Raw genomic sequence first — 26,235 nt, 5'->3', positions numbered from 1 at the left:
AGAGCGTATCGTTCCCACTATTTCCCACAATGTTGTCATCGTAGGCTGTACCTGAGATATTTAATCTTTCGATATTCTTATAGCTAACCCGATTCGTGCCCGCCGTAATTTCTCCAATGTTAGTAGTGGCATTAAAAATAGTTGTTATCCCCACCCCTGTATTAGTATAGGTGTAATCAACGGACAACACATCGTCACCCTTACCTCCATCTATTGTATCATTGCCACTATTACCCACAGAGAGCGTATCGTTCCCACTGCTCCCCACAATGTTGTCATCGTAGGCTGTACCTGAGATATTTAATCGTTCGATATTCTTGTAGCTAACCCGATTCTTGCCCGCCGTAATTTCTCCAATGTTAGTAGTAGGATTGAAAGTCGAAGTGATCCCGCCTGTAACAAAGCTGTAATCGACGGATAAAAAATCATCACCCTTACCCCCATCTACCGTTTGAGTCACTAAGTAAGAGGGGACAATATCTGGGGATGCGGTGCTTACATAGAAGGAATCATTGCCATCGCCTCCAGAGAGTAAGTTATTGCCTGTTGAAATTGTGGCATCCAAGGTATCGTCACCAGCGCCACCGTTGAGGGTGTTATTGCCTGAGGAGGGGAAAAGATTCTGTCCAATGGCGTAGGATATGGCATAGCCAGAGATGGAGAGAGAATCATTGCCATCCCCCCCAGAGAGTAAGTTATTCCCTGTTGAGTACTCAGCAGCCAAGGTATCGTTACCAGCACCACCGTTGAGGGTGTTATTGCCTGAGGAGGTAAAACTATCAGAGTACGCTCTATAATAATTAAACCCAGAGGTAGACAGAGAATCATTGCCATCGCCTCCAGAGAGTAAGTTATTGCCTGATGGAGACTGAGCATCTAAGGTATCATTACCAGCGCCACCGATGAGGGTGTTATTGCCTGAGGAGACGAAATAGATGTGTGGGTTGGAGCTGTTATTAATGTAAGAGGCGTAAAGAGAATCATTGCCATCGCCCCCAGAGAGTAAGTTATTGCCTTTTGAAGCCCCAGCATCCAAGGTATCGTTACCAGCGTCACCGTTGAGGATGTTATTGCCTGTTGAAAATTCAACATCCAAGATATCATTGCCCGCACCACCAATGAGAGTATTATTCCCCGTACCACCTCTCAAAAGGTCGTTGCCACTTTTGCCATCGATTTTATCATCACCCCCCTGACCATTGATCACATCATCTGAGTTGTCAAAGCCGTTAACATTATTGGAGAGGTCATTAAGGAAGGTGACTGTGTTCTTGTTGAAGATATTGTTTTGAGTGGAGTTGGCATTGAAGACATCAAAGCTGTCCGTGATGCTAGTTTGCCCATCAAACAGGATATTGCCCAAGTCTACAGAGCCTCCTGTAGATTTGCTAAGGTTATCCAGGTTTTCCAAGGCAAAGTTTTGCAGGATGACTTTGGGACTATCCTCGGCTTCAAAGGCGATTTCTAAATTGTTGTCATTCTGGGTCAGCAGCAGATTTCGAGCCGTGAAGCCATAGCCGAAAAATGTTAGGATATCCACTTCGGCAATGACTGCTGCCGAGGGATTTACGCCTTTACCTATGCCACCAAAATCGGTGATGGTACAAGTGTCGTCGTAGTCGACGTAGTAAATGTCCTTGCCGCCTCTACCAGTCAAGGTGTCGTTGTAACTGCCGAATAGTGTATCGTTACCGTTGGTTCCAATGATATTTGCCATAATTTTCTAGCTACCTAAGTCGATTTTTTCAGTAACTTCAGTTGTCAATTTGCAGTTTGTGCTGTTTTCAGGCACAAAAATTCACCGAAATCTGTGTACCTTATACGTCACTCTTGAGGATCAGTAATATTTCTGGAATATTCACCCTTTGACTGGCTTTATCTTACTTAGATGTCTATGCTTAAGTAAGCATCTTTGCATACTCTTCACATTATTGACCAATAAATGTATATATAAATACTGATCTTTGTCTAATCTTCATATTCTTCTAGTTTCTAGACAATAAGAAAGCAGACATGATTTAAGTTAACCAAGAACACTTGCAAACCATCTGCACTCATGCCGAAAGTTAAGGAACAAAACCAAACATCTACTCTCTGTTAACACTAATTGCATTGAATAATCGAATGCGGGGTGCTATTTTAAGCACCTCGTAATCCGTGCCCCTTAGTGATGAAAAAACCCTAATTCCGATTAAACAACCACAAAATTATTTTTAGTTAATGACAATCCAGCAGATAATTGGGCAAATTTTACCTGAGTAAACGCACTTGCACTGCCATCTTGGTCAAAATACAGTCCACCTGTAATATTGTCATAGATAAATCGTTGAGTGCTTGTTGTTGCAGATGTTCCGAGGGTAAACTGGCTTGTCTGAAGTGAACCGATTGATAACCCGCCACCAAAACCAGCAGCCGATACCTGAATCAATTCATTAGTCGCGTTGAAGTCATAAATAGTATCAATACCTTCCTTGTAACTATTGAAAGCAAAGGTATCAGTCCCAGATCCTCCAATTAGGGTATCATTACCGTTGCCACCTGTGAGGATATCATTGCCATTCCCACCATCAAGGGTGTTATTACCAGTGGCGCTAGAGGCGGAGATATAATCATTGCCATCACCCCCAGAGAGTAGGTTATCGCCTGTTGAACCGCTAGCACTCAAGCTATCGTCACCTGCACCTCCGTTGAGGGTGTTATTGCCTAAAGATCGGTAGTCGAAGCCGCTGTAGTCGCCAGAGACGGAGATATAATCATTGCCATCGCCCCCAGAGAGCAGGTTATCGCCTGTTGAACCGCTAGCAGTCAAGCTATCGTCACCAGCGCCACCGTTGAGGGTGTTATTGCCCTCTGAGCGGTAGTCGCGGTAGTCGTAGTCGCTGGAGGAGTAACGGTAGTCGTAGTAGTAGCCAGAAAGGTCAATAAAATCATTGCCATCGCCCCCAGATAGCAGGTTATCACCTGTTGAACCGCCAGCACTCAAGGTATCGTTACCTGCACCTCCGTTGAGAGTGTTATTGCCCTCTGAGCGAGAGTAAGAGGAGGAGTAACTGTAGCTGTAGCTGTAGTAGCCGCCAGAAAGGTCAATAAAATCATTGCCATCGCCCCCAGAGAGCAGGTTATTACCTTTTGAACCGCTAGCACTCAAGCTATCGTTACCAGCACCTCCTTCTAGGGTGTTATTGCCTAAAGAGCGAGAGTCCCGGTGGGGGGAGTTGGAGAAGTACTGGACGGAGCCAGAAAGGTCAATAAAATCATTCCCATCGCCTCCAGAGAGCAGGTTATCGCCTGTTGAACCGCCAGCATTTAAGCTATCGTCACCTGCACCTCCTTTTAGGGTGTTATTCCCTGTTGAACCGCTAGCATTTAAGCTATCGTCACCAGTACCACCGTCAAGGGTATTATTTCCCGCACCGCCAATGAGAGTATCATTTCCCGTACCACCAATGAGAGTATCATTTCCCGCACCACCTCTCAAAAGGTCATTACCACTCAAGCCGTTGATGATGTCGTCACCCCCCTGACCATTGATAACGTCATTGGAGTTGTCAAAACCCGTAATGTTGTTGTCTAGGTCATTGAGAAAGGTAACACTGTTCCTCTTGAACAGACTAGTTTGAGTGGAATTAGCATCAAACACATCAAAACTGTCGGCGATGCTGGTTTGTCCATCAAACAGGATATTGCCAATAGCTGGTCGTGAAGAAGTTGCTGGCAGATTATCCAGGTTTTCTAATTTGAAGTTTTGGAGAATGACTTTGCTATTAGCGACATCTTCAAAGGTGATTTCTAAGTTGTTACCATTTTGAGTTAATTGCAGATTTTGAGCAGTGAAACCACTACCTGTAAATTGCAAGGTGTCTAAGGAAGCAATCACCGCTGTTGAGGGATTTGAGCCTTTATCCACGCCACTGAAATCGGTGATTATATCAGTACCGTTGCCCAAGTTGTAAACAAATTTATCATTGCCAAGGCCACCAGTTAGGGTATCGTTATCATTCCCACCTGTCAGGATATCATTACCTGCACCGCCAATAATGGTATCATTGCCACTATAGCCACCAGATAGGGTATCGTTCCCACTGTTGCCCACAATCTTGTCATTGTAGTTTGTACCTAAGATATTTAATCGTTCGATATTCTTGTAACTAACCAGATTCGTCCCCGCCGTAATTTCTCCAATATTAGTAGTGGCATTGAACGTCGTTGTGATCCCCCCTGTAGCATTGCTGTAGCTGTAATCGACGGACAACACATCATCACCTGCTCCCCCATCTATCGTATCATTGCCACTATAGCCCCCAGAGAGCGTATCGTTCCCACTGTTGCCCACAATCTTGTCATTGTAGTTTGTACCTGAGATATTTAATCGTTCGATATTCTTGTAACTAACCTGATTTGTGCCTGCCGTAATTTCTCCAATGTTAGTAGTGGCATTGAATGTCGTTGTGATACCCCCTGTAGCATTGCTGTAATCTACGGACAGCACATCGTCACCCTTACCCCCATCTATCGTATCTTTGCCATTAGTGCCCCCAGAGAGCGTATCGTTCCCACTGCTCCCCAGAATATTGTCATCGTAGGCAGTACCTAAGATATTTAATCCTTCGATATCCTTGTAACTAACCCGATACGTGCCCGCTGTAATTGATCCAATGTTAGTAGTAGGATTGAATGTCGAAGTGATCCCCCCTGTAGCATTGCTGTAATCGACGGACAAAAAATCGTCACCCTTACCCCCATCTACCGTTTGAGTCACTAAATAAGAGGGGGCACTATCTAATGCTGTGCTTACATAAAAGGAATCATTGCCATCGCCCCCAGAAAGTAAGTTATTGCCTATTGAAATGGTAGCATCCAAGTAATCGTCACCAGCGCCACCGTTGAGGGTGTTATTGCCTGAGGATGGTGGTATGTAATCAGCGTAGTTACCCATACCACTAGAGGTGGAGAGAGTATCATTGCCATCGCCACCAGAGAGTAGGTTATTGCCTGTTGAAATGGTAGCATCCAAGTAATCGTCACCAGCGCCACCGTTGAGGGTGTTATTGCCTGAGGAGCTATAATTAGGGTCTCCTCTATAAGTATTAACGCCAGAGGCGTAAAGAGAATCATTGCCATCGCCCCCAGACAGTAAGTTATTACCTGATGGAGACGCAGCATTCAAGTAATCGTTACCAGCGCCACCGTTGAGGGTATTATTGCCTGAGGAGTCAAAAACCATGTGTCCATCGTAAGTAAGAATGTAAGAGGCAAAGAGAGAATCATTGCCATCGCCACCAGAGAGTAAGTTATTGCCTGATGAAGCCCCAGCATCCAAGGTATCGTTACCAGCGCCACCGTTGAGGGTGTTATTGCCTGTTGAAAATTCAACATTCAAGTAATCGTTACCAGTGCCACCAACGAGGGAGTCATTGCCAGTATCAACGTTCTGGGAGTCATTTCTCGTAGCACCATCGAGGGTGTCATTGCCTGCACCACCAATCAGAGTATCATTGCCGGCATCACCTCTCAAAAGGTCATTCCCACTCTTGCCGTCAATGATGTCATTACCCCCCTGACCATTAATCACATCATCTGAGTTGTCAAAGCCGTTAACATTATTGTTCAAGTCGTTAAGGAAGGTGACTGTGTTCTTGTTGAAGATAGTGCTTTGGGTGGAGTTGGCATTGAAGACATCAAAGCTGTCTGTGATGCTAGTTTGCCCATTAAACAGGATATTGCCTAAGTCTACAGTGGCTCCTGTAGATTTGCTAAGGTTATCCAGGTTTTGCAGGACAAAGTTTTGCAGGATGACTTTGGGACTCAAATTTTCTCCTATAGAATCTACCAACCCTTCAAAGGTGATTTCTAGATTGTTGTCATTCTGGGTCAGCAGCAAATTTTGGGGAGTGAGTCCTGCACCTTGGAATTTTAGGGTGTCTACTTCGGCAATGACTGCTGCTGAGGGATTTACGCCTTTACCTATGCCACCAAAATCGGTGATTATATTAGTATCGGTGCCGTATAAATCCAAGTCGTAAACAAATTTATCGTTGCCACCTCCACCAGTCAAAGTGTCGTTGCCATAGGAAGCTGTGATCGTATCGTTACCAGCTTTCCCGTTAATCGTGTCGTCGGAGTCGCTGCCCACTAGGGTATCATTACCGTTGGTTCCAATGATATTTGCCATAACTTTTACCTATCTGAATAGTCTCAAAATAACTAGATAGTCAGTATCTTAGTTAAATATATATACTTAAATCAGCATCTTTGCATACTCTTCACATTATTTCCCGAAAAATGTATATACAAATACTGAGCTTTATGTAATCCTCATATCTAGTTTCTAGGCAATTAGGACTTACGCAAAACTATACGCCCTCCGGGGCAATTCATGTAGCTTTAGCTGACCGCAGGGTATTGCCCCTACCTAAAAATCAGGGTTTTAGCTATTTTTTGCGTAAGTGCTGGCAATAAGAAAGCAGTAGGCAGATGTTTGAAGGAGTGATAGAAAGAAAATACATATTTTCCTTTTTGAGGGCTGCGATGCCCTTCGACAGGCTCAGGGTAAGACCTGCGGCGGGCTGTTCGGTGACGCCGGCCAATATCTTGTATTTAAGCGAGAATCGTTATAGATTGTTAAAATTACAAACGCAGAGATGATCCGACTGAGCCAAGAACACTTGCAAACCATCCGCACCCATGCCGAAAGCACCTACCCAGACGAATGCTGCGGTATAATTTTAGGCTATCTAGCTAATCAGGGCAAAACTGTGGTAGAAGTCATGCCAATAGAAAATGCCTGGAATATAGAAGCGGCTGCTGAGTTTTCAGCGGAACGCACAACAGAAAGTAAAAGACGGCAATATGCGATCGCACCCGAAATTATGCTAAAAACACAAAAGGAAGCACGCGATCGCTCACTGAACATTATCGGCATTTTTCACTCCCACCCAGATTATCCTGCTATCCCTTCAGAATGCGATCGCCTATACGCTTGGCAAGGATACTCGTATATAATAGTTTCTGTCCAAAACGGCAAAGCTGGAGAACTGCAAAGCTGGAGTCTTGATGATCATCATCAGTTTCAAGCAGAGGCAATTGAAAATATCATTTAACGGCTTAGTTTTAAGATAGTCACTCATAGCGGTTTTCGCGGCCGCCACGGATGAAAATTCGTCTTCCCATTCGGCTACGCTCCGGCTACGCTCCGGCTACGCTCACGGCAAGCCTAATCCCTATCTGTATAAGAGATACAGTTTTTCGATAGGATTAATATTCCGCTCTCCCATATCATAACTGCTATGCTCAATCCCAATCTGGACGAAATCCAGTTGACCAAAGACGATTACGAACGCTACTCCCGACACCTGATTTTGCCAGAAGTCGGACTAGAAGGGCAAAAGCGCCTGAAAGCCGCCACTGTACTATGTATCGGTACAGGTGGACTAGGTTCACCACTACTTTTATATCTGGCGGCGGCGGGTATTGGACGCATCGGGATTGTCGATTTCGATGTTGTCGATACTTCCAATCTGCAACGCCAAGTAATCCACGGTACATCCTGGGTGGGTAAACCCAAGATTGAATCGGCAAAAAACCGGATTCAGGAGATTAACCCCTATTGTCAAGTTGATTTATACGAAACCCGCCTGAGTTCTGAAAACGCCCTGGATATCCTCCAACCTTATGATATAGTGGTAGATGGTACCGATAACTTCCCCACCAGATATCTAGTTAACGATGCCTGCGTATTGCTGAACAAGCCCAACGTCTACGGTTCAATTTTACGCTTTGAAGGGCAAGCTAGTGTATTTAATTACGAAGGTGGCCCCAACTATCGTGACCTTTTCCCAGAACCACCACCACCAGGAATGGTTCCCTCTTGTGCAGAAGGTGGCGTATTGGGAATTTTGCCAGGAATTATTGGTTTAATCCAGGCAACCGAAACTGTCAAAATCATTTTGGGACAAGGTAATACCCTGAGTGGGCGGTTGCTGTTATACAACGCCTTAGAAATGAAATTTCGGGAGTTAAAGCTGCGTCCTAACCCGATTCGCCCAATGATTGAAAAGCTGATAGACTATGAACAATTCTGCGGGATTCCACAAGCTAAGGCAGAGGAGGCAAAACAGCAGATGGAAAGTCAAGAAATGACCGTCAAGGATTTGAAGGAATTGCTGGATAGCGGTGCGAAGGATTTTGTACTGCTGGATGTACGCAACCCTAATGAGTACGATATTGCCAAGATTCCGGGTTCAGTTTTGGTACCCTTACCAGACATTGAAAATGGGAATGGCGTTGCTAAGGTGAAGGAAATATTGAACGGTCACCGCTTAATTGCTCATTGTAAGATGGGCGGACGATCGGCAAAAGCCCTCGCCATCCTCAAGGAAGCTGGGATTGTCGGAACGAATGTCAAAGGCGGAATTACCGCTTGGAGTCGAGAAATCGATCCGTCAGTTCCAGAGTATTAAAAACGCTTTAGGTACCAGAGGAAAGCGCAGAGGTACGCAAAGTTATTCTCTGCGTACCTCTGCGGTTAAAATCTGACTTTCTTAATTACGAATTACCTTAGCGTCACGCAAAGCGAGCCCGCGTACTCTTAGAAAGAAGCAAGCTACGCTTTTAGCGTCTCGTAGAGAGCCTCATTACGAATTACGAATTACGAATTAGTCTTAGCTACAGGTTTCACCTGACTCAACAAATTGTGCAGTTTCTCGCCTTCAATCACCTCTGTTTCTAAGAGTTGAGTAGCGATCGCTTCTAGCAAGTCTCGATTCTGTCTGAGAATCTCTAGGGCTTGTTCGTGGGCTGTTTCCACGATTTCCTTGACTTCGCTATCAATCGCTTTTGATGTCTCTTCACTCACCGCCCGCCGGGGATTAGTAGCACCATTACCTAGGAACATTGCTTGTTGTCCTTGTTGGTAAGCTAGTGGCCCTAAGACTTTGCTCATCCCATAGGCTGTTACCATCCGTTCTGCCAAGTCAGTTGCTCGTTGCAAATCGTTGGAAGCACCTGTTGTAATACTGTTAAACACAATCTCTTCGGCGGAACGTCCACCTAACAGAGTCGCAATTTGACCCCGCAGTTCTGTTTCATTCATCAAAAAGCGGTCTTCAGTTGGTAATTGCAGAGTGTAGCCCAAAGCTGCCATCCCACGGGGAATAATCGAAATCTTTTCTACGCGACCGTTTCCGGTTGTTAACGCCCCGACCATTGCGTGACCAACTTCATGGTATGCAACAATCTTTTTCTCAGTCTCGTTCATTACCCGACTCTTTTTCTCTAAACCGGCGACTACCCGCTCAATTGCTTCGGCAAAGTCTTCTTGAGCAACACTTTGACGCAAATTGCGAGCTGCCAATAATGCGGCTTCATTCACCAAGTTTGCCAAATCTGCGCCAGCAAAACCAGGAGTACGAGTAGCGATCGCTTTTAAATTTACATCATCTCCTAATTTTACCTTTTGAGCGTGAATCTTGAGAATTGCTTCCCGATCAGATAAATCGGGACGGTCTACCAACACTTGGCGGTCAAAGCGGCCTGGACGTAGTAAAGCGGGGTCTAGTATTTCCGGGCGGTTGGTAGCTGCTAGCACAATCACCGTTGCATCCCCAGCTGCAAACCCGTCCATCTCTGTTAGTAATTGGTTGAGGGTCTGTTCCCGCTCATCGTTACCACCGTAGAAACCATTACTGCTACGAGACTTACCGATCGCATCCAATTCATCAATGAATACAATACAGGGAGCTTGTTTTTTAGCTTGCTCAAATAAATCTCGCACTCTGGAAGAACCGACACCGACAAACAGTTCCACAAACTCCGAACCAGAGATACTGAAAAATGGAACTCCTGCTTCTCCGGCTACGGCTTTCGCTAAAAGTGTCTTCCCAGTACCGGGAGGGCCAACTAATAACACACCTTTGGGAATCCTAGCGCCAATTTGCGTAAAGCGCCCTGGAGTCTTGAGGAAATCCACAATTTCCACTAACTCAGTTTTCGCTTCTTCTACCCCAGCCACATCTGCAAATGTGATTTTAGCTGATTCGCCTTCAACGTAAACCTTAGCTTTGCTCTTACCAATAGAGAGAACACCTTGGGGACCACCACCACCGGCACCACGGGCGAGAAAGAACTGCCAAATGCCAATAAAAATCAGTGGTGGAATCACCCAACTCAAGAGGGTTGTAAACCAAGTATTCTTAGGTGGAGGTGTAGCAGCGAATTCAACTCCCTTTTGTTCTAGCAGTTTGGGTAACTCTAAATCAAATATTGGTGTAGTTGCAAATACTTGTCCAGGCTCGGCATTTTCTGTTTTTAGTTGGTATGTGATCTGGTTTTGACCAACAGAAACGCGACTAACTTCCCCTTCTTGTACTTGATGAATAAATAGGCTATAGGGAACACCAGTAGGGCCAGAAGCAAATAAACCAGGCAAAAATAAATTTAAGAGCAGGAATAGCCCTGATACTGCAAGCAATATATTAGCAATGATCCGAAACTGAGGTGATTTAGGCTGTTCTTTAATTGCCATAAATGTTACTTACCAATCCTTAAAATGAAAACTTTTGAGAATCTGACTTTCTGGGAAAGTCCGCTATTTACCATCCAACTAGTTGAAGCAGCAGCTTATACTGTTTCCAACCAATCAAAAATTTGGGCTAACTGATCTAGTGTCACCAGCCCATACTGCCAGAGGGTCATGGCTAAAAAGTTGGGGGTCTGTTCGCAATGTCGCAAAGCAAGAGAAATTGCTCCACCAGAAATACCCAAGTCTTCTTCTAAAAAATGCACCAATTGATCTATAGCTTTCATAGCAATGTTAAGCAATGTTAATTAAGTTTTATTTTTGACTTAAAGGAACTTGATTAAAGACTGTTCCAAAATGCCTCACAGACAAGACTCGCTATCGGTGACGCTAAGTTGTTCAGTTTGTCTTGATCGTCAACGATACTACCACATCTGATAAGTTCTCCCATTTAGCAATGTTTGCAGGTTTTTTTTATTTATGTAATTAAACTTAACAATTAAATTAATCTTTGGGAACTAACGAGCAAATACGGTTTACCGTACTCAAAGAATTAATATCACTCGAAATGAGAGAATTTTAGTGAAGAGAACGCTGTCGAAGAAGACGGAGAGATTGGGGGACACAAAGATAAATCCCCATGTCCTCTTCCATATCTCTGTTTTATACACCAATACGCTTGGGTTAAGGGACTTCCAAATAAAAAAATATCCAACTATTTATTGTGGGGTGGGGTTCTTTTTTTGGTTTATGCAAGAAGTCTTATGTTCCTTTCTCACCAAAAATTTATATCTTTAGATAGATACATACACGTTCTAGTTAACTAGATATATATTTATTTTTTTCTAGATGCGAAATATTTTGTTACTTAAAATTGTCTAAGCAGTTTAGCGATCGCTGACTCAAGTCTGCTGAACAGGTGGGAAAGTGATTAGCTCACGCCCAAAATTTAGTTACCGGCTCCTCTTAGACAGAGTTGATTTCTCTAGCACAGGCAATGGAAAGGCTATTGTTTGTGTAAGTCCTCCCCCACTCACAGAATAAATTTATCGCCAGAATGATGCTCATTAGTACCACTAGCGTCTAAGCTAGTACGGGTGAACTATATCCAGCATGGAATGTCTGACTTAATTCTGTTTTGGCATCGGCGCGATTTACGCATTTCTGACAATACTGGACTGGCTGCGGCAAAACAGCAGAGTCCGAAAGTGGTGGGCGTGTTTTGCCTTGATCCGCATATTTTGGAGCGGGATGATATTGCTCCGGTGAGAGTAACTTATATGATTGGCTGTTTGCAGAAACTCCAAGAGCGATATGCGAAAGTGGGTAGCCAGTTATTAATACTCCACGCCAATCCAGTACAAGCGATACCAGCTTTAGCCGAGGCAATAAATGCCAAAGCTGTTTTTTGGAATTGGGATGTAGAACCTTATTCGCAAGAACGCGATCGCACCATTATAAATGCCCTCAAAGAAAAAGGTATTCAGTTTCTTAACCAAAACTGGGATCAGATTCTCAACTCCCCAGATGAGATCCGCACGGGTAGTAACAGTCCTTATACGGTTTACACGCCCTTCTGGAGAAATTGGATTACCAAACCGAAGAATCAACCAGTAAAAACACTGCAAAATGTTGAGGGCTTAACAGAAGCTGAACAAGAAATTGTCAAACTTGCAGGAGCGATCGCATTACCTTCAGCGAAAGATTTAGGATTTATCTGGGATGAACAATTGATTATTTCACCTGGAGAGGCGGCAGCGCAAGAACGACTAGAGGAATTTACTACTAAAGCGATTACTGAATACCAAGAACAGCGCAATTTTCCCGCAGTGGACGGAACATCGCAACTGAGTGCAGCATTAAAATTTGGCGTAATTGGCATTCGCACTGTTTGGCAAGCCACCATAGAAGCACTAGAAAACAGCCGCAGTGAGGAAACAGCAGTTAATATCCGCACATGGCAACAGGAATTAGCTTGGCGGGAATTTTATCAACATGCAATGTATAACTTCCCGGAATTAGCTGATGGTGCTTTCCGCGAAACCTTCAAAGACTTTCCTTGGGAAACTAACGAAGAATATTTCCAAGCTTGGTGTGAGGGGAGAACTGGCTACCCCATTGTGGATGCAGCAATGCGCCAGATGAATGAAAGCGGCTGGATGCACAATCGCTGTCGGATGATTGTCGCCAGTTTCCTCACTAAAGACTTGCTAATTAATCCCCAATTGGGAGAAAAATACTTTATGCAGAAGTTAATTGACGGAGATTTATCTGCTAATAATGGCGGTTGGCAATGGAGTGCTTCTAGTGGTATGGACCCCAAACCTGTGCGGATTTTCAACCCAGCCAGTCAAACACAAAAATTCGATCCAGAAGGGGAATATATTCGGCAATGGGTATCAGAATTGCGGTCTGTAGATCCAGAATATTTAGTTACTGGTAAAATTCCATCTTTACAACGTGATGCTGTTGGCTATGCTGAACCAATTGTGGATCATAAAATACAACAACAGCAGTTTAAACAGCGTTATCAACAGCAAAAAAATATTAGTAGTGGTGAGTAAAATTGTTGATTTTTTTAATGTTTATTTAAGAATGAACCTCTGAGCTTTGGGAATGAACCGCAGAGGCGCAGAGAACACAGAGAGAGAAGGAAAAAATTTCTTAACTGAAATGTATTGCAATAAGTCTGGGCAATATTGGCCCAGCTTACAACCAGATGGGTGAGTATGCTAAAGGGTTGAAGTTCTCTCAGCAAGCTTTAGCTAGGGTTTGCTGAATAAGTCTAGAAATTTAATCTAGGTGTCAAAGGGATTGAAAAATCAAGATTTGGTTGCTTAATCCGGAAAATTACACCGTTATTTCTGGTGAAATGCAAGGGTTTTAGACATCGCAGGTCAATAATCTTGCACTTCTTGGCTTCCAAAACTCTGTAAAGCTTTATCTGGCAATACTTTCGCTTTCTTTCAGCAAGCCCTAGCTATTTACAAACAAGTTGGCGATCTGGAGGCGAAAGGGTCAGAGGATGACTCAAGCCAGGATAATTCATTTCGCTACCCACGGCTTACTTGATGATTTTAACGGATTGGGCTGTATTTACCCTCATTGGTGAAGCAGACTGAACTTCCGCGAATTACAGCAGTTTTCATGTATTTGAACTACATCTGTCGTAGGGGCACAGCAATGCTGTGCCCTTACCGCGTGGTCTATTTACCTAAAAATAGCTGTAAACATAATATTACGTCTTGACAGGTAAACGAGAAATTGTCCATAAAATGAGCAGAAAGATTAAGTAAATTGCGCCAACCAACCCAAACTCAATCAGAGGAATATAGGTTACTTCGTAAATTCTGCCCAAGCCGCGTTCAGTCAATGCATAAACGGTCAGTACACTCACTAAAAAGGCTCCGTAGATAGTACGTTTAGTTGAGATACCCACAGGTAGACCGTGAAGCTGAGTAAGCACCAGAATGCCAAGAAAACCAAAGAGAAATGTTGGCCACTTGCTTTGTCCTAGCATCAACGACACAATGACACTATGTAAAACCACCGTAATTTCCAAAGAGAATGTCCACCAACGGTTTACATGGCTGCGGTTAAAGATCAACGACGATTGCAGCAGAAGCAAGAACATATAGAGAAAACCAATTAAGTGCCCCAAAGTCGCTTCCATTGGATGATACCAGAAGGTGTAGATAGCGGCGAAGGAGAAAAAGTAGCCGTGGTACAGTTTGAGAATTTGCAAAAACTGTTGATGGAATGGAACAGAATTGCCAAAAAACAAACCGCGTCGAGGCGTTTCCAAAATCAGTACGAAGACCAGTAGGAGGACAACCGCACCTTGAGAAGCGAAAATTGAAGTATCTTGAGCTAGAGCATCGTACCAAATATAGGTCTGGAGAAAGTGTAAAGCGATAAATGCACCATTAATGGCAAGCATGAGGTAATTAATCGGGTGCAATGCTGATTTGTATTTCAGCTGCGATCGCTGCGCCCACCAGATACACCCCCAGATGCTAAACTGATGCCCAAGATACATCCCCCAAGCTGTCGTTCGACTCCAAAAGGTCGGGTTGGGAAGCTTCCAGTAATACCAGTTTAATCCTTGGTCAGGAAGTTTAGTAACGCTTGCAGGAATGCCCCCACCTAGCCAAATTGCGTAGGTGAGGAGGATGCTTACAAAGATACCTAAAAATAATACTCGGCGACCTGTCATATTAATTCGTAATTCGTAATTAAGACCTAGATTGTGAGGCGACACGTTCTGTGTTTGGTTGAGATGCGCTTTTAGTCACTCGCAAACTAAGAGTCAAAGCTACCAGCATTACTAAAAATCCACTCAAAAAAGGAGCAGAACTGCCAAATTTCATAAAACTAACCCCTGCCCATGTTGGCCCACCGATGCGTGCCAACGCAGAGCAAGAACTAGCAATTCCTAATATTTGTCCTTGTTCTTCTGGGGCTGTCATCTGAGAAATTAGGCTGTTTAATATTGGTTGGCTGACACTAATTCCCCATGCCACAAGTGCGGTGGCAACCAACAACAAAATTAAGCTTTGTGAGAATCCAATTAGCAGTAATCCTAAACCTAATCCTAATATTCCCAAGGTAAGTAACTTGATTTCACCGAAGTATTTATTGAGGAATCCGATCAGTCCTCCTTGAATGATTGTGCTGACAATCCCCATGAAGGCAAAAAGATAACTAGTTTGTTGAGGACCCCAGTTTAATTGCTGCTTAGACCATAAAGCCAATGTCGAGTCCATAGCCGCAACCGCAAAGGTAACTAAAAAGTAGATGCCAAGAAGCACACAAAACTGTGGACGCTGTGACAGATGGAGCAAGTTCAGCCGTCGCCGACGGTAGCGATGAACTTGGATTTTGGCTTTAGTCTCAGAATTTAAAGATTCTGGAAGTAATATCAAAGCACAAAGCAATGCCAATAAAGATAATCCGGCTGCGAACAACGATGGTAGATGAAAGTTAGCGTTGTCTGAATCAGTCCCGATCAGAAGACCTCCAATGGCTGGGCCGAGAATGAAGCCAAGACCAAAAGCGGCTCCGATTATGCCCATGCCACTAGCTCGATTAGCTGGCGTGGTAATATCTGCGATGTACGCCTGAGCAGTGGCAATATTCCCTGACATAATCCCGGCAAGACTTCGAGCAATAAACAAAATCCATAATGAGTTGGCAAAACCTAACCCGATGTATGCAATTACAGAACCTAATAAAGTAAGTAATAAAATCGGACGGCGACCGTAGCGATCGCTCAAGCTGCCCCATAATGGTGCAAATAAGAACTGCATTAAAGAATAAACAGCTACAAGTAGGGTCGCTTCATTAGGTTTTGCGCCGAATTGTTCAGCATACAAAGGCAATATCGGCAGGATAATTCCGAAACCTAGCAAGTCTGTAAATACAGTCAAAAATAAGACGAATATAGCTCTGTCATTATTTGTATTCTCCATAGGTGCAATTCCCTTTCATAAAAAATATGTCTAACTTGAATTATTTTTATGGAGATCAGGGAATGCTTGACCATAAAGACCCATTGAATGTAACCACACTTAAGTTCAAGGAAAGTGCTTGAATTTGAGTGTGGTTTAGTAAAATAGCATGGAACAAACCTATTATAAAAATCAAGCCAATAATACTACTCATTAAAGCAACTATGAGTTCGTGCTTCCGTATAGCTTTTTGTATCTTAGCGTCTATGATTTTTTCTAATTCTTTGTATAACATTGAGTTGAATTTGGCGAAAGACAAGAATTCTGTGGAACTTATATACTTACATAAGTTTGAGTATGTCCGAAACCTCTAACTTATTAAATGAAAGCTATTTTGACATCGTGGGAGTATTAAGTGCGTTGGCGTAGTTTAAAAACAGCACCCGAAACAGCAAAAGCTAATATTGCCAAGGTATAAGTTGGTTCGGGAACTGCAATAATGCTTACCTGATTAATGGCCAAGCCGTATTGTGGAGCAGAACTGCTAAAAACGAGCCGCGAGATGTTTGGAGTGTCACTACGAATCCCCAAGAAGACTGCCGAATTATCTAATGCTAGCGACGAAATATTTGCAACTGAGAAAGTACCCAACCAGTTATTGGCATTATCAAAGGCGGTGATAAAATCTTCAACTAGCAAATTACTAGTGTCTACAGCTATCTGAGTACCAGCGCCAAAAACAGGCTGGGCAAAACTAATGGTAAAAGGCCCGCCGTTCCCCTTAGTACCAGGATCAGGAGTACCAGCAGGAAGAGGGATAAAACCTGTTGGGTCTATACCTCCGAAGAGAACAAAATCTCCTTGAGCGAAGTTACTCCGAATGCCAGGAGAAGGTAAAGTTTGAAAGACAAACGGTGGAGTAACCGCAGGGTTATTGCTTGGAGTTATATTTATATCCAACCCTAAACCACCTTGGGATGTTGCTGAAAAAGAATTAGGTAAAAAAGCAGAAAAGCTAGGAGCAGAGGGATTGAATACTTTACCTAAACTTGCCCAATCAACTTCATCATTTCCTCCTAAACCAGCGCGTTCACTGACTAAAAATGTAGCTGCTTTAACTGGTAATGGGAGAACCGTTATTATAGCTGTAATTGCTGGTAAATATTTTACGAATAACTTGAATAATTGATTTTTCGTAAATGCCACAAGGCTGACTCCTTAATTTCATTTTTTAGAATAATATCATTAAAATGCAATAAGTCAACACCCAAGATCGGGAGCATCCCGATGCAAGTAAGAATTATGTTTGTCATTGCGTTGCCTTAAGCCGTAGCGTAGTGAACGCGAGTACGTCTCTAAGGAACGTGGATTAAATAAAATGCAAAACTTCATCCTGTATCTAGCTTCCCTCTCCTTTATAAGGAGAGCGATTGAGGGTGAGGTAAGCCAGGGACATTAATTATATGTTATTTAATTCTTATTCCTAAGAGTTGCGATCGCAATGAGAATTCATAACCTGGGTTTGATATAATTGATATATTAGACATCTCCGGAAAATAATTAAATCGTGGTAAAATAATATAAAAGGGTGTTTTTATCGAATTATTATGAGTACCATCTTCGACTATATACAAAATAATCCTCAATAAGCACAGCGCTTGATAGGTTTAAAGTATGATCAATTAAATCAACTCTTGGAGCAAGCAATAAAACTGCAAAATCAAATATTGGAATTGGTTGAGTCTAAAAAAGTAAGAATTATTCTTGGTGGAGGTGGACGCAAACCAAAATTATCTACGTCGGAGCAAATAATATTAACATTAACATATCTCCGACATTTAATAACATTCCAATTACTCGGTATTCAATTTGGAGTCAGTGAGACAACAGCAAATGATACATTGAATTATTGGTTCCCAATCTTGGAAGAATTGTTACCAGCAAGTCTGCTTGAACAGGTAAAAAAAACTCCAGTGACCACGAAATTGTTAAAGAAATTTTAACGGAGTTTGAGTTAATCGTAGATAGCTACGAGCAGCCTATACAAAGACCTGGGAAGTATGAAGAGCAAAAAAAATATTACTCAGGTAAAAAAGCAAATCATACTAAAAAAGGTCAATTAATTGTTTTATCGGCAGGGGAAAGATATTGTTGATGTAGTCGCAGGTCAACCTGGTCCAAAAAGTGATATAAATTTGTTTCGTGAAACAACAAAGAGTTTTGACTCCAGACAAAAATTTCAGGCTGACAAAGCTTATAATGGAGAAATAGCAATTAAAACGCCTAAGAAAAAGCTGAAAAAAAGAGAATTAACACTCAGCGAAAAACAGAAAAACAAAGAATTAGCAAGTGAGCGAATTTTTGTCGAACACTTAATTCGTCTAATAAAAATATTTCGAGTTGCTCAAGAACGATTCAGATTAAATAGAAATAAATACGAGCAGATAATTATGACTATTTGTGGGCTTGTTAGATTCCGAATAGGAACATTTATTTTCTAGTCATAAAAATCTGGAATTATCCCCGCTTAATTCTCTTAAAAAGATGCAATATTTTTTCTTTTTTTAAACAGTAAGTATCTCTAATGCTTATTCTACCGTACAGTAAAGCTATGTTTGCCGTCAGACGATCACTTTTTACAAATTAGTGATATTAGGGGTTTGACAGTTTTCGGAGATGTCTAATAGTTGTGTTGCAAAAACTTTTTGATGGCTAGCTGGCCAGAGTTGACAAAATTTGTAATCTTACCAGTAGCACATCATTTTTACAACAAAACTTTAGCCTGGGTTACAAACACAATTGTTTGTGTCTGTACCACGCTCAATTAGCCATTTACGGCACTCTAAAATCCCAAATCCTCTAGGCGATTACTTCGATAATTTGAGGACTGTTAACGCCGTTTATTCTAGCAATTTCGACGGAGCCAAATTGCGAACCGCTACCATCTCTGTCGAAGGAGAGAATCGAGCCATTGGTGTTAAATTCAAAGCGTTGTTTGGTATTGGTGAAAGTACTACCGAGGGTGAATTGAGAAGCTTGTAATAGCCCTAGTTGGAGTCCACCTCCAAATCCAGATGCGGAAACTTGGATTTTATCACCTTGAGATGCGTTTAAGTCGTTGATAATATCGCCACCCTCTAAAGCACTGTTGTAACGGAAGATATCAGCTCCTGCTCCACCAGCTAAGATATCTCTGCCCAATCCGCCAATCAGAATATCATTACCATCTCTACCATCAAGGTTGTCATCACCCGAACCACCATTCAGGGTATTGGCTCCAGCATTCCCAGTTAAGCGGTCATTTCCATTACCTCCGGTAAGGTTGTCAAAGTTCACAACTCCGAAATTTAAAGAACCGAAACCAGGAATATTGCTGACGTTGACTTGTTGTGCAGATAAATCACCAATTAACTGTACATTGGTTCCAGAAGCGTCTATGGTATCGATCGCAGTTGCTGAACCAATAATTTTTTCAACTCTAATAAGTTGGTCTGCACCACCACCACTTTTTTGAACTGTACCTGTTGGTAATACTGTGACACCACCAGTGAGGCTGTAATCTACGGTGTCTTGTCCATCCCCGCCATCAATGCTGTCATTACCCTGACCACCCTTAATGGTGTCATCGCCTCCACCACCTAATAATGTGTCATTGCCTGCACCACCATCAATCAGGTCATCGCCACCTCTACCATCAATCAGGTCATTGCCACCAAGACCAGATAATAGATTATTTTGTCCATCGCCCTTAATGATGTCATCGTTAATTGTGCCGATAACATTGTCAAAATTGACTACATTAAATGTCAAGAACCCCACCCCGCCTTTGACTTACGTCAAATTCTCCCCTAAGAGCCTGCTCTTAGGGGCTGGAGGTGGGGTGTTAGGGACTTTTGCAAGATGGTCTATTAATTACAGCAAAAACTCTTGGTGTCATCTTGGATTGACGAAGTATCAGCCACTGGGCCAGACTGAGAATCACACCAAAGATGACGGCAGCGATCGCACTTGCCCCTGACTTAATTGCTGGGTCAATCTAAAATCGTTCGACTGAACGCTCACGACAAGTCTAAAATCCAAAATTGTGTGATCGAGGGTTTTATTCAACAGGGGCATACTGCTACGTCTCTGCATTCTTTTTCACTGCTATGTCTATTAACCCTGAATCTCAATTGCGATCGTTGCGATTAGGTGCCGACAGTTGAATCATCTCAGAAAAACGTGAATACTTAACCGCATCGGTAGGGGGATAATCCGCCGATACTGCAATTAACCCAATTTTTATATCCTCGAAATAAATCATACCCCCAATACGTCCTTCAACTTGGAAAGGTCCATGAAATAAACGATAGTTTGGAATGTAGATCAGGAAAAAGCCAGTAATCTTGATTGCGCTGCCAAACATCTGCTGACAAGTTTTGTAGAGGACAGCATCTAGGTATTGATTATCCGCAGGCTCACCCAGGTCAGTAAATTCCGGCAGATCCGCAAAATGATCCATATAAAATGACCAGATATGGGACAAGTCTGCTTCATTCGTCAGCTTTTGTTTAAGTTCCTGCAATCGGTCGATTTTCATAGTGTGGATCTTGAGGAGATGGGGCGAACAGACAGCACTGTTAAAAATCTACCACAGCGATCGTTCTAATACCTCATTTAGAATTGCTATATCTGCAAATAGCCAAACATTAACGGAACCGGATTAATACTTTACCTACCTAAGTGGGTTTAAAATCCTTGATTTTTCATCCTTTCCGTAGAAGCAGACTTCGTTTGTGTCGTTGCTAATTATATTCGCTCAATAGTAACCGCATAACCGAGCAAAATAAAAGTTTACCGCAGTTACCCAAATTGTTAATGTTACCGACGGCAAGCTGACAATTGATGCTAAAGGTGATACTAATACCAAGCTCAACTATATTGCGATCGCAGGGAGTAAACGTCCCTCAGTCACAACAATTAATCTTACTGATAGTCAAACAAATGTTTCACCAGATATTTCGATTACAGCAAACTTGAATCTTCCCAACAGTGGGATTGCGGTTAATACCCTTTCAGCCTCAACCATCAAGCTGATCGATAGCAGAACTAATACACAAGTCGATGCCAATTACAATACTTCCGGTGGCGGAAATGTGATTGTAGTGTCCCCGATAAATCATCTCAAGAATAATATCAAATATCTGTTACAAATCACTGACGAGGTTAAAGATAGCATTGGTGCTGCGAGGGTATCCTTGACAATATTATGACCAATTTACATGGCAGGGTGCGCGAACAAGTAAAAAAACCGCAGTGGACGACCCTAATAATAAGCGATAATCAGCTGTTACCATTCTTAACATTGTTTATTTATACTATTGTACGGAGCTAGCAGCGAAAGTCGGGTAAACCTTAACTACAATTGATAATTTTCTACTTTGTCGAAAATAAATTTTCATTTAGAGTAGGACAAAGATACCTGTTGTTTACCACATAGAAAAAATCTAGCTGAAGCCTCTGGCTCATAGCTATAGGAAACCAAGCTTGACGCTTGAGAGTCTGGTTTCAAAATGGGTAACAGCAACATCCCCTATCAGCTTGATCACCTATGCTAAAAGTTATGCACTCGGCCACCAACTCAGCCACTCCGAATTCCCAGTGGGAGGATTTAATCAAGCTTCCAGCCCCAAATACAGTTCAATGGGACAATATCAAAACCCAATTAGACTTGGTGCTGTTGGCGCTAGAAACCTTAACTGGGATTGGTTCAGAGGCTATGCTTTCGGCGGCAACTGATCTGAATTTAGAGTCAAGAGTGCCAGACCGCGTAGCTTTATGGCGACTGCGCCAATCAAATCCCCTACGCAAAGGTCAAGGAGGGCGAAAAAAGCTAGATATCGAAGAAGCGCGATCGCTTGTTTTGATCACTTGCTACCTAGCCAAACAGCACCAGGAATTAATTCGCCGCGCTGTCGGCTTGTTGGAACAAATGGCAGAAAATAACCGGGAACCTCACCAGGCTGCTTTACTTGGAGATTATATTGATGCTTTTTGCAACACCTACCAAGAGCGGATGGAAGAGGACGAGCAAATCTCAACGGATTTACTAACCAACCTGGCACTAAAACTGCTTGTAGATTTACTTTTTTACAGTGCGGCTGGTGGGCATCGCCGTCTCTGGCTAGCACTTATAGATCGTTCGACAAAATTTTAGATTTTAAATTTGAAATTCCTCAACCAAAATTCGCTCATTAAAGTTTGCTAGATCAGGATTCCCTTTTGATGGTCGTTAGCTTTTGGGCGATGCACTATCAGCACTGCTTCCTCGTTGCACACCAGTTTGCATAACGGAAGGAACCTGAAAAAGTTCTGAGTGGAGGAATCCTCTGTTTCAATTTTTCTTTTTTTGCAAAATCCCAAATAGTCTTCCTCGCAGTTCCTGCCATGCCTCTATCAAATTCTGTCATTCGTTGCTACACACCCCCGACTTGCACGCTAGAAGTATTCGCCCAAAGCTCTCCTCTGTCCCGTTGGATGGGGAAAACTGTCCTCAAACACCTAAGCTTTGAGCTACGTTTTGACGATCCCCGAATCCCAGAAGAAAAGAGAGTTCCAATTCGGGGCGATCGCGAGCAACTCGAAGCCTTATGTGATGCCGTCACCAGCTACGTACAACAATTCCTCCAACAGCCTCCAGAAAGCTTTTGGGCTAGTTTCGCCAGTGCCCACAAGTCAAGCACAGCACTGGATGAGCCGGAATTAAAGTCCTCAACAAAAACATTAAATTCCTTTAGTACCCAGATTCCAGGGGCAAATATCTACTTAGAACCAAGCAGCTATTTAACTCACAACTTATTTCTCGGTTCTCTCGCCAACCAGGCATCTGGCCCTGTAATTCAACTCAGTCTGCTACAACTATTTGATTTGGCAAGTGCTTTAGATGAATACTCGACTGATGTTATGGCACTCCCAACTCTTAACAGCACGAGTTCGACTCTGAGGTTCCCGACTTGGGCACCTGTTGCCGCAGTATTAGTATTAGGTGTAGGTTTGTTACCAGTTACTTGGCAATATGCTAATAACATGAGGGAAAAGCAACAGCAGACAGCCAAAACAGCAGATCCAGCGGCGGTAAAGACTGCTTTAGAACCTTCACCTTCACTAAACTTTCCCACGCCTGAACCCGGACTCACCACTCCATCGGATAATTTGCTAGGTTCTACCGCTCCACTTCCCACATCCAGTTTGCCCCAAGCACCTCTAACAGTCCCTAGTTCCAGTTTCTCTACACCGCCGCCTCTATTTCCCAAGAATGCACTGACAATACCTCAAGGAACGACTGCAACACTTGGCACTAATCCAGCGATGCCTTCTCTAGGACAGGCTTCTCTTTCAGAGACGCCAACGGCGAGCTTCTCTACGAGACGCTCCGCGAACGCTAACGCACCATCAAGCAAAATCCCAGGACAGGAAATTGCTATATTACCAAATCTGGGACAGAACCCTACAGCGTCAAGTTCTCAAGCTGATGCTCTCCCTCATCGGCGGAATTTGCCATCCAGACTATCTTCTACCACAGGGAGCTTACCAACTAATATCTCATCACTCCCCCCGTCTCTTGACACCATACCCAATAATAGTGGTGGCAATACCGTTACCCAACCTTCCTCACTAAACTCACAACAGCTAGAGGAAACAATCAATTCTCTAAAGTCACCTTCTCCTGGAGAAAAACCTACTTCAAAACTTCCCGCCTCTAGAACTGGGGATAATAATCCCTTTATCGATCAATTAGGGAACGGACGCAAAACCCCCACATCTACACAAGTGGCAACTAACGGCACATTATTTGATACACCTCAAGTAGCAGAAGCTAGAGAATATTTAATCAAGCGTTGGCAACCACCCACTGGACTAGGAGAAACATTAGAGTACAGTTTGATAGTCAGTGTTGACGGCACAGTTGAACGAATTTTTCCTCTCAATAAGGCAGCAAGAGAATACGTTGATAGTGCTGGGATGCCTCAACTTGGTAAACCTTTTGTTTCCGCCAATACACGCGGACAAAATGTCAGAATTCGAGTTGTTCTCAGTCCTGATGGCAAGGTACAGACTTTTTCAGAGCAATAATTGACACTCCCCGCGATAAATCGACGGGGATTCTTACTTCATCGACGTGCCTTAAAATTGTCTATCCTTGCGGCAATATTTAAACCTGATACCCGTTCAATAGAACAAAGTGCCGAGTCTAATTTAAACAACCCCAGTGGGCTTCATCTCCCTAAGCGTTAGAGAATCATTTCTCTAGTTTCCGTATGCCCTACGGTATTTTGTCTAATCAATAAATAGTGTTGTTTACTGGTCTGAATGCGCGTTGGCATCCTAGCTTTTATTTATCGTGGTTTTCTCGCTACCCACTATCCATTATTTTTTCCTAGCCAGTCGTTTTGGGGTTGGTTATCCATTTGTGCTAGCGGTTATTCTACCTGTGGCATAATTACATTGTACCGTCAAACGTTCTATTTCTATGACCACCTTCGGCATTGTAAACTTGCCTGTGGATGGCTGGGTGAAAGGCTTTATGGGTATGGGTTTAGCTTTTTCTGTTGGCTCAACTTTTACTTTGGCGAAAACTACTAGAGACTTGCACGAAACTAGAAGATTAACTGCTAGATTAGATGAGGCGAAAGTAGAAAAATTGCTTTCACAACACGATGCTCTAAATTTCAAATGAAGACTATCAGCCCTTACAGGAAATTCAACAAAAATCGGCGGGAATCCCATCCCTTCAAGGGGTGTCCGGAATAGCCGCCCGCCGATTTAGTCATTAGTCATTAGTCATTAGTCGTTGGTACTAATGACTCGAAATCCCCCGGCTTGAAGCCGGGGGATGAGTTAAAGTTAAGAAGTATCCCGGCATTAGAAATTAACTATATGCGAAAAACAAAAGGACTGGATATACCAGTCCTTTATTATATTGATTTAACGTTTTTATCTTAATAACGGGATTTTTTGGTCTTTAACTTTTGCTTTTTACGCCGACGTTCGCTAGCCGCAACGGCCTGTTCTACCGGATAACCCACTATAGGAATTACCTGATATTTGCGCTCTTCTTCTAATTTTTTTACTTCCGTGTAATCAAGCCAGTGAATGCAATCAACCGGACAAGTGTCAATTGCTTCTTGGATAATTTCCTCAGCGTCCGCATCTTGTCGAACCACGCGCGATCGCCCGTAATCTGGTTCAATGTAAAAGGTGTTACGTGCAACATGAGCGCAGTGCTTGCAACCAATACAGGTGATTTCGTCAACATAAACACCATTTTGGCGCAGCACACCGCCCAATTCCGGTTCTAAACCAGAACGTTCTGGGGCATCCCGTAAAAAACCCCCTAATTCTGGTTCCAAACCCGAACGATTATCTTCTTGTTCTTCCGGCGACGGCAGAAAATCAGCCATTACGCACTCCAGCGTTGTACTACCAGGCGAATTGAACCATCTTCATTTTTCTGTTGTTCAGAGACTTGAAAACCAAGACGAGTGGTTTCTTTCACAACAGTTTGATAAGCATAGCGCTGTGTTACCTGACGCAAAAATCCGTCTACAGACAGGTCTTGCTGCCAATATTGCAAGTCAGCCACCAGTTCATATTCCTTGCCATTCCATCTAAAGCCGATATCGTAGCCATTTTCCTGCTCAATACTAACTTCCGCAGGATGGGTTTGACCGCGATAACCACGTACTTCCCGTGGCCCTGGTTTCCAGTCTACGCCCAATTCAGTCAAAGCATCTTTTAAAGAATCAAGGTTACGGATTTGAGTCTTAATTTGGCTAAAGTGTGACATGGTGGTTATGAATTAATAACACTAAACTACTGTGAAAACTTACCAATCGCTGTAAGTGCTATGTGTATTTGCCACATTCGATTGCTGCACCTTAGCGGCGAAATATTCTGAGGTTGGCTCATGATTAAGTACTTGCCCCAGCTGTGCCTCTATTGCTGCTGTAACCTCAGCGCAAGAAGCGCCCACAATGCCAGTGACTTTTTCTTGTACCCGACCGTCTGGATAGATTATGAACTCTAATGTCTCCATGCTCTTGGCCAACCACGATAAGTACATTTGAATTGTACTGCCTTACTAGAAGGCTACAAATATAGCCTTAGGAACATTTTTACTTAGATACAAACTTGCCATTTTTTAATTAATGTTCCATCTTTTAACGTATATACCTCAGAATTTTTACAAAAATTATTAATTTTATCAACACAGATTAGTATGTAGTTAGT

At 42.9% G+C, this 26,235-nt stretch carries 22 protein-coding genes and 1 pseudogene; 10 read left to right on the top strand and 13 right to left on the bottom strand.

All coding sequences use genetic code 11. The features are described from left to right. Together ACYTXL_RS14760 and ACYTXL_RS14755 are read right to left on the bottom strand one after the other, a co-directional pair. On the bottom strand, positions 1 to 1,717 hold a 1,717-nt coding region (locus ACYTXL_RS14760), incomplete at its 3' end, for a beta strand repeat-containing protein (protein WP_461925389.1). A 474-nt stretch (positions 1,718 to 2,191) separates the two neighbouring features. Next, the gene (locus tag ACYTXL_RS14755) at positions 2,192 to 6,172 is read right to left on the bottom strand and encodes a beta strand repeat-containing protein (RefSeq protein ID WP_461925388.1); all 3,981 of its coding nucleotides are present in this window, start codon (positions 6,170 to 6,172) and stop codon (positions 2,192 to 2,194) included. Positions 6,173 to 6,641: 469 nt separating this feature from the next. Here ACYTXL_RS14755 and ACYTXL_RS14750 point away from each other — a divergent pair, with 469 nt between their 5' ends. Beyond that, positions 6,642 to 7,100: a M67 family metallopeptidase gene (locus ACYTXL_RS14750; protein ID WP_461925387.1), complete on the top strand. Its 459-nt coding sequence runs from the start codon at positions 6,642 to 6,644 to the stop codon at positions 7,098 to 7,100. 186 nt (positions 7,101 to 7,286) lie between these two features. Next, complete coding sequence (moeB, locus tag ACYTXL_RS14745; protein WP_461925386.1) at positions 7,287 to 8,459, top strand: molybdopterin-synthase adenylyltransferase MoeB; 1,173 nt, start codon at positions 7,287 to 7,289, stop codon at positions 8,457 to 8,459. Positions 8,460 to 8,647: 188 nt separating this feature from the next. On the opposite strand, the gene ftsH4 is transcribed toward moeB, so the two are convergent. Next, positions 8,648 to 10,522: an ATP-dependent zinc metalloprotease FtsH4 gene (ftsH4, locus tag ACYTXL_RS14740; RefSeq protein ID WP_461925385.1), complete on the bottom strand. Its 1,875-nt coding sequence runs from the start codon at positions 10,520 to 10,522 to the stop codon at positions 8,648 to 8,650. Between the two features lie 95 nt (positions 10,523 to 10,617). Then, on the bottom strand, positions 10,618 to 10,803 hold the full coding sequence (locus ACYTXL_RS14735; RefSeq protein WP_461925384.1) for a DUF2949 domain-containing protein: 186 nt from the start codon (positions 10,801 to 10,803) through the stop codon (positions 10,618 to 10,620). Between the two features lie 831 nt (positions 10,804 to 11,634). Here ACYTXL_RS14735 and ACYTXL_RS14730 point away from each other — a divergent pair. Beyond that, positions 11,635 to 13,080, top strand: coding sequence for a deoxyribodipyrimidine photo-lyase, 8-HDF type (locus ACYTXL_RS14730; protein ID WP_461925383.1), 1,446 nt, complete (start codon positions 11,635 to 11,637; stop codon positions 13,078 to 13,080). A 674-nt stretch (positions 13,081 to 13,754) separates the two neighbouring features. Here ACYTXL_RS14730 and ACYTXL_RS14725 read toward each other — a convergent pair. The 3 genes from ACYTXL_RS14725 to ACYTXL_RS14715 all read right to left on the bottom strand — a co-directional run bounded on the left by ACYTXL_RS14725 (position 13,755) and on the right by ACYTXL_RS14715 (position 17,172). Next, positions 13,755 to 14,732 (bottom strand): hypothetical protein, encoded by a 978-nt coding sequence (locus ACYTXL_RS14725; protein ID WP_461925382.1) that lies wholly within the window; start codon positions 14,730 to 14,732, stop codon positions 13,755 to 13,757. Positions 14,733 to 14,751: 19 nt separating this feature from the next. Further along, the gene (locus ACYTXL_RS14720; RefSeq protein ID WP_461925381.1) at positions 14,752 to 15,987 is read right to left on the bottom strand and encodes an MFS transporter; all 1,236 of its coding nucleotides are present in this window, start codon (positions 15,985 to 15,987) and stop codon (positions 14,752 to 14,754) included. 390 nt (positions 15,988 to 16,377) lie between these two features. Then, positions 16,378 to 17,172: a hypothetical protein gene (locus ACYTXL_RS14715; protein ID WP_461925380.1), complete on the bottom strand. Its 795-nt coding sequence runs from the start codon at positions 17,170 to 17,172 to the stop codon at positions 16,378 to 16,380. Positions 17,173 to 17,660: 488 nt separating this feature from the next. Between ACYTXL_RS14715 and ACYTXL_RS14710 the strand changes: the two genes are divergently transcribed. The 3 genes from ACYTXL_RS14710 to ACYTXL_RS14700 are packed head-to-tail and all read left to right on the top strand — an operon-like array spanning position 17,661 to position 18,467. Continuing rightward, complete coding sequence (locus ACYTXL_RS14710; protein WP_461925379.1) at positions 17,661 to 17,969, top strand: helix-turn-helix domain-containing protein; 309 nt, start codon at positions 17,661 to 17,663, stop codon at positions 17,967 to 17,969. Further along, a complete protein-coding gene (locus ACYTXL_RS14705; RefSeq protein WP_461925391.1) occupies positions 17,951 to 18,121 on the top strand; it encodes a transposase family protein in 171 nt (56 codons plus the stop codon). Before ACYTXL_RS14710 ends, ACYTXL_RS14705 begins: the two co-directional genes overlap by 19 nt. Further along, positions 18,090 to 18,467, top strand: coding sequence for a transposase family protein (locus tag ACYTXL_RS14700; RefSeq protein ID WP_461925378.1), 378 nt, complete (start codon positions 18,090 to 18,092; stop codon positions 18,465 to 18,467). Before ACYTXL_RS14705 ends, ACYTXL_RS14700 begins: the two co-directional genes overlap by 32 nt. A 358-nt stretch (positions 18,468 to 18,825) precedes the next feature. Here the strand turns inward: ACYTXL_RS14700 and ACYTXL_RS14695 are convergent, their stop codons facing one another. The 3 genes from ACYTXL_RS14695 to ACYTXL_RS14685 form a co-directional block, all read right to left on the bottom strand. Continuing rightward, positions 18,826 to 19,776, bottom strand: a complete 951-nt coding sequence (locus ACYTXL_RS14695; protein ID WP_461922673.1) for a calcium-binding protein — start codon at positions 19,774 to 19,776, stop codon at positions 18,826 to 18,828. 168 nt (positions 19,777 to 19,944) lie between these two features. Beyond that, entirely contained in the window at positions 19,945 to 20,100 is a 156-nt protein-coding gene (locus ACYTXL_RS14690; protein ID WP_461925377.1) for a hypothetical protein, read from the bottom strand. Between the two features lie 34 nt (positions 20,101 to 20,134). Next, positions 20,135 to 20,545, bottom strand: coding sequence for a hypothetical protein (locus ACYTXL_RS14685; protein ID WP_461925376.1), 411 nt, complete (start codon positions 20,543 to 20,545; stop codon positions 20,135 to 20,137). Positions 20,546 to 20,816: 271 nt separating this feature from the next. Between ACYTXL_RS14685 and ACYTXL_RS14680 the strand changes: the two genes are divergently transcribed. The 4 genes and pseudogenes from ACYTXL_RS14680 to ACYTXL_RS14665 form a co-directional block, all read left to right on the top strand. Beyond that, positions 20,817 to 21,218, top strand: coding sequence for an Ig-like domain-containing domain (locus ACYTXL_RS14680; RefSeq protein WP_461925390.1), 402 nt, complete (start codon positions 20,817 to 20,819; stop codon positions 21,216 to 21,218). A gap of 338 nt (positions 21,219 to 21,556) precedes the next feature. After that, positions 21,557 to 22,162, top strand: coding sequence for a DUF3038 domain-containing protein (locus ACYTXL_RS14675; protein WP_461925375.1), 606 nt, complete (start codon positions 21,557 to 21,559; stop codon positions 22,160 to 22,162). Positions 22,163 to 22,392: 230 nt separating this feature from the next. Beyond that, positions 22,393 to 24,078, top strand: a complete 1,686-nt coding sequence (locus ACYTXL_RS14670) for a DUF4335 domain-containing protein (protein ID WP_461925374.1) — start codon at positions 22,393 to 22,395, stop codon at positions 24,076 to 24,078. A 388-nt stretch (positions 24,079 to 24,466) separates the two neighbouring features. Further along, positions 24,467 to 24,682: pseudogene (locus ACYTXL_RS14665) on the top strand (YiaA/YiaB family inner membrane protein); the annotation flags it as partial. 262 nt (positions 24,683 to 24,944) lie between these two features. Here the strand turns inward: ACYTXL_RS14665 and ACYTXL_RS14660 are convergent. Genes ACYTXL_RS14660 through ACYTXL_RS14650 form a run of 3 tightly spaced genes read right to left on the bottom strand, consistent with a single transcriptional unit; the run spans position 24,945 to position 26,041 of the window. Next, positions 24,945 to 25,406 carry a ferredoxin gene (locus ACYTXL_RS14660; RefSeq protein ID WP_334910346.1) on the bottom strand — a complete coding sequence of 154 codons (462 nt, stop codon included), beginning with the start codon at positions 25,404 to 25,406 and terminating at the stop codon, positions 24,945 to 24,947. Continuing rightward, positions 25,406 to 25,792 (bottom strand): DUF1257 domain-containing protein, encoded by a 387-nt coding sequence (locus tag ACYTXL_RS14655; protein WP_461925373.1) that lies wholly within the window; start codon positions 25,790 to 25,792, stop codon positions 25,406 to 25,408. The genes ACYTXL_RS14660 and ACYTXL_RS14655 overlap by 1 nt, the downstream gene beginning before the upstream one ends. A gap of 39 nt (positions 25,793 to 25,831) precedes the next feature. Beyond that, a complete protein-coding gene (locus tag ACYTXL_RS14650; protein ID WP_334979238.1) occupies positions 25,832 to 26,041 on the bottom strand; it encodes a DUF2997 domain-containing protein in 210 nt (69 codons plus the stop codon). Positions 26,042 to 26,235 lie beyond the last annotated feature (194 nt).

The organism is Nostoc sp. (genome assembly GCF_054880495.1).
The sequence above is the reverse complement of the archived record's forward strand: the minus strand, read 5'-3'. Positions and strand labels throughout refer to the sequence as shown.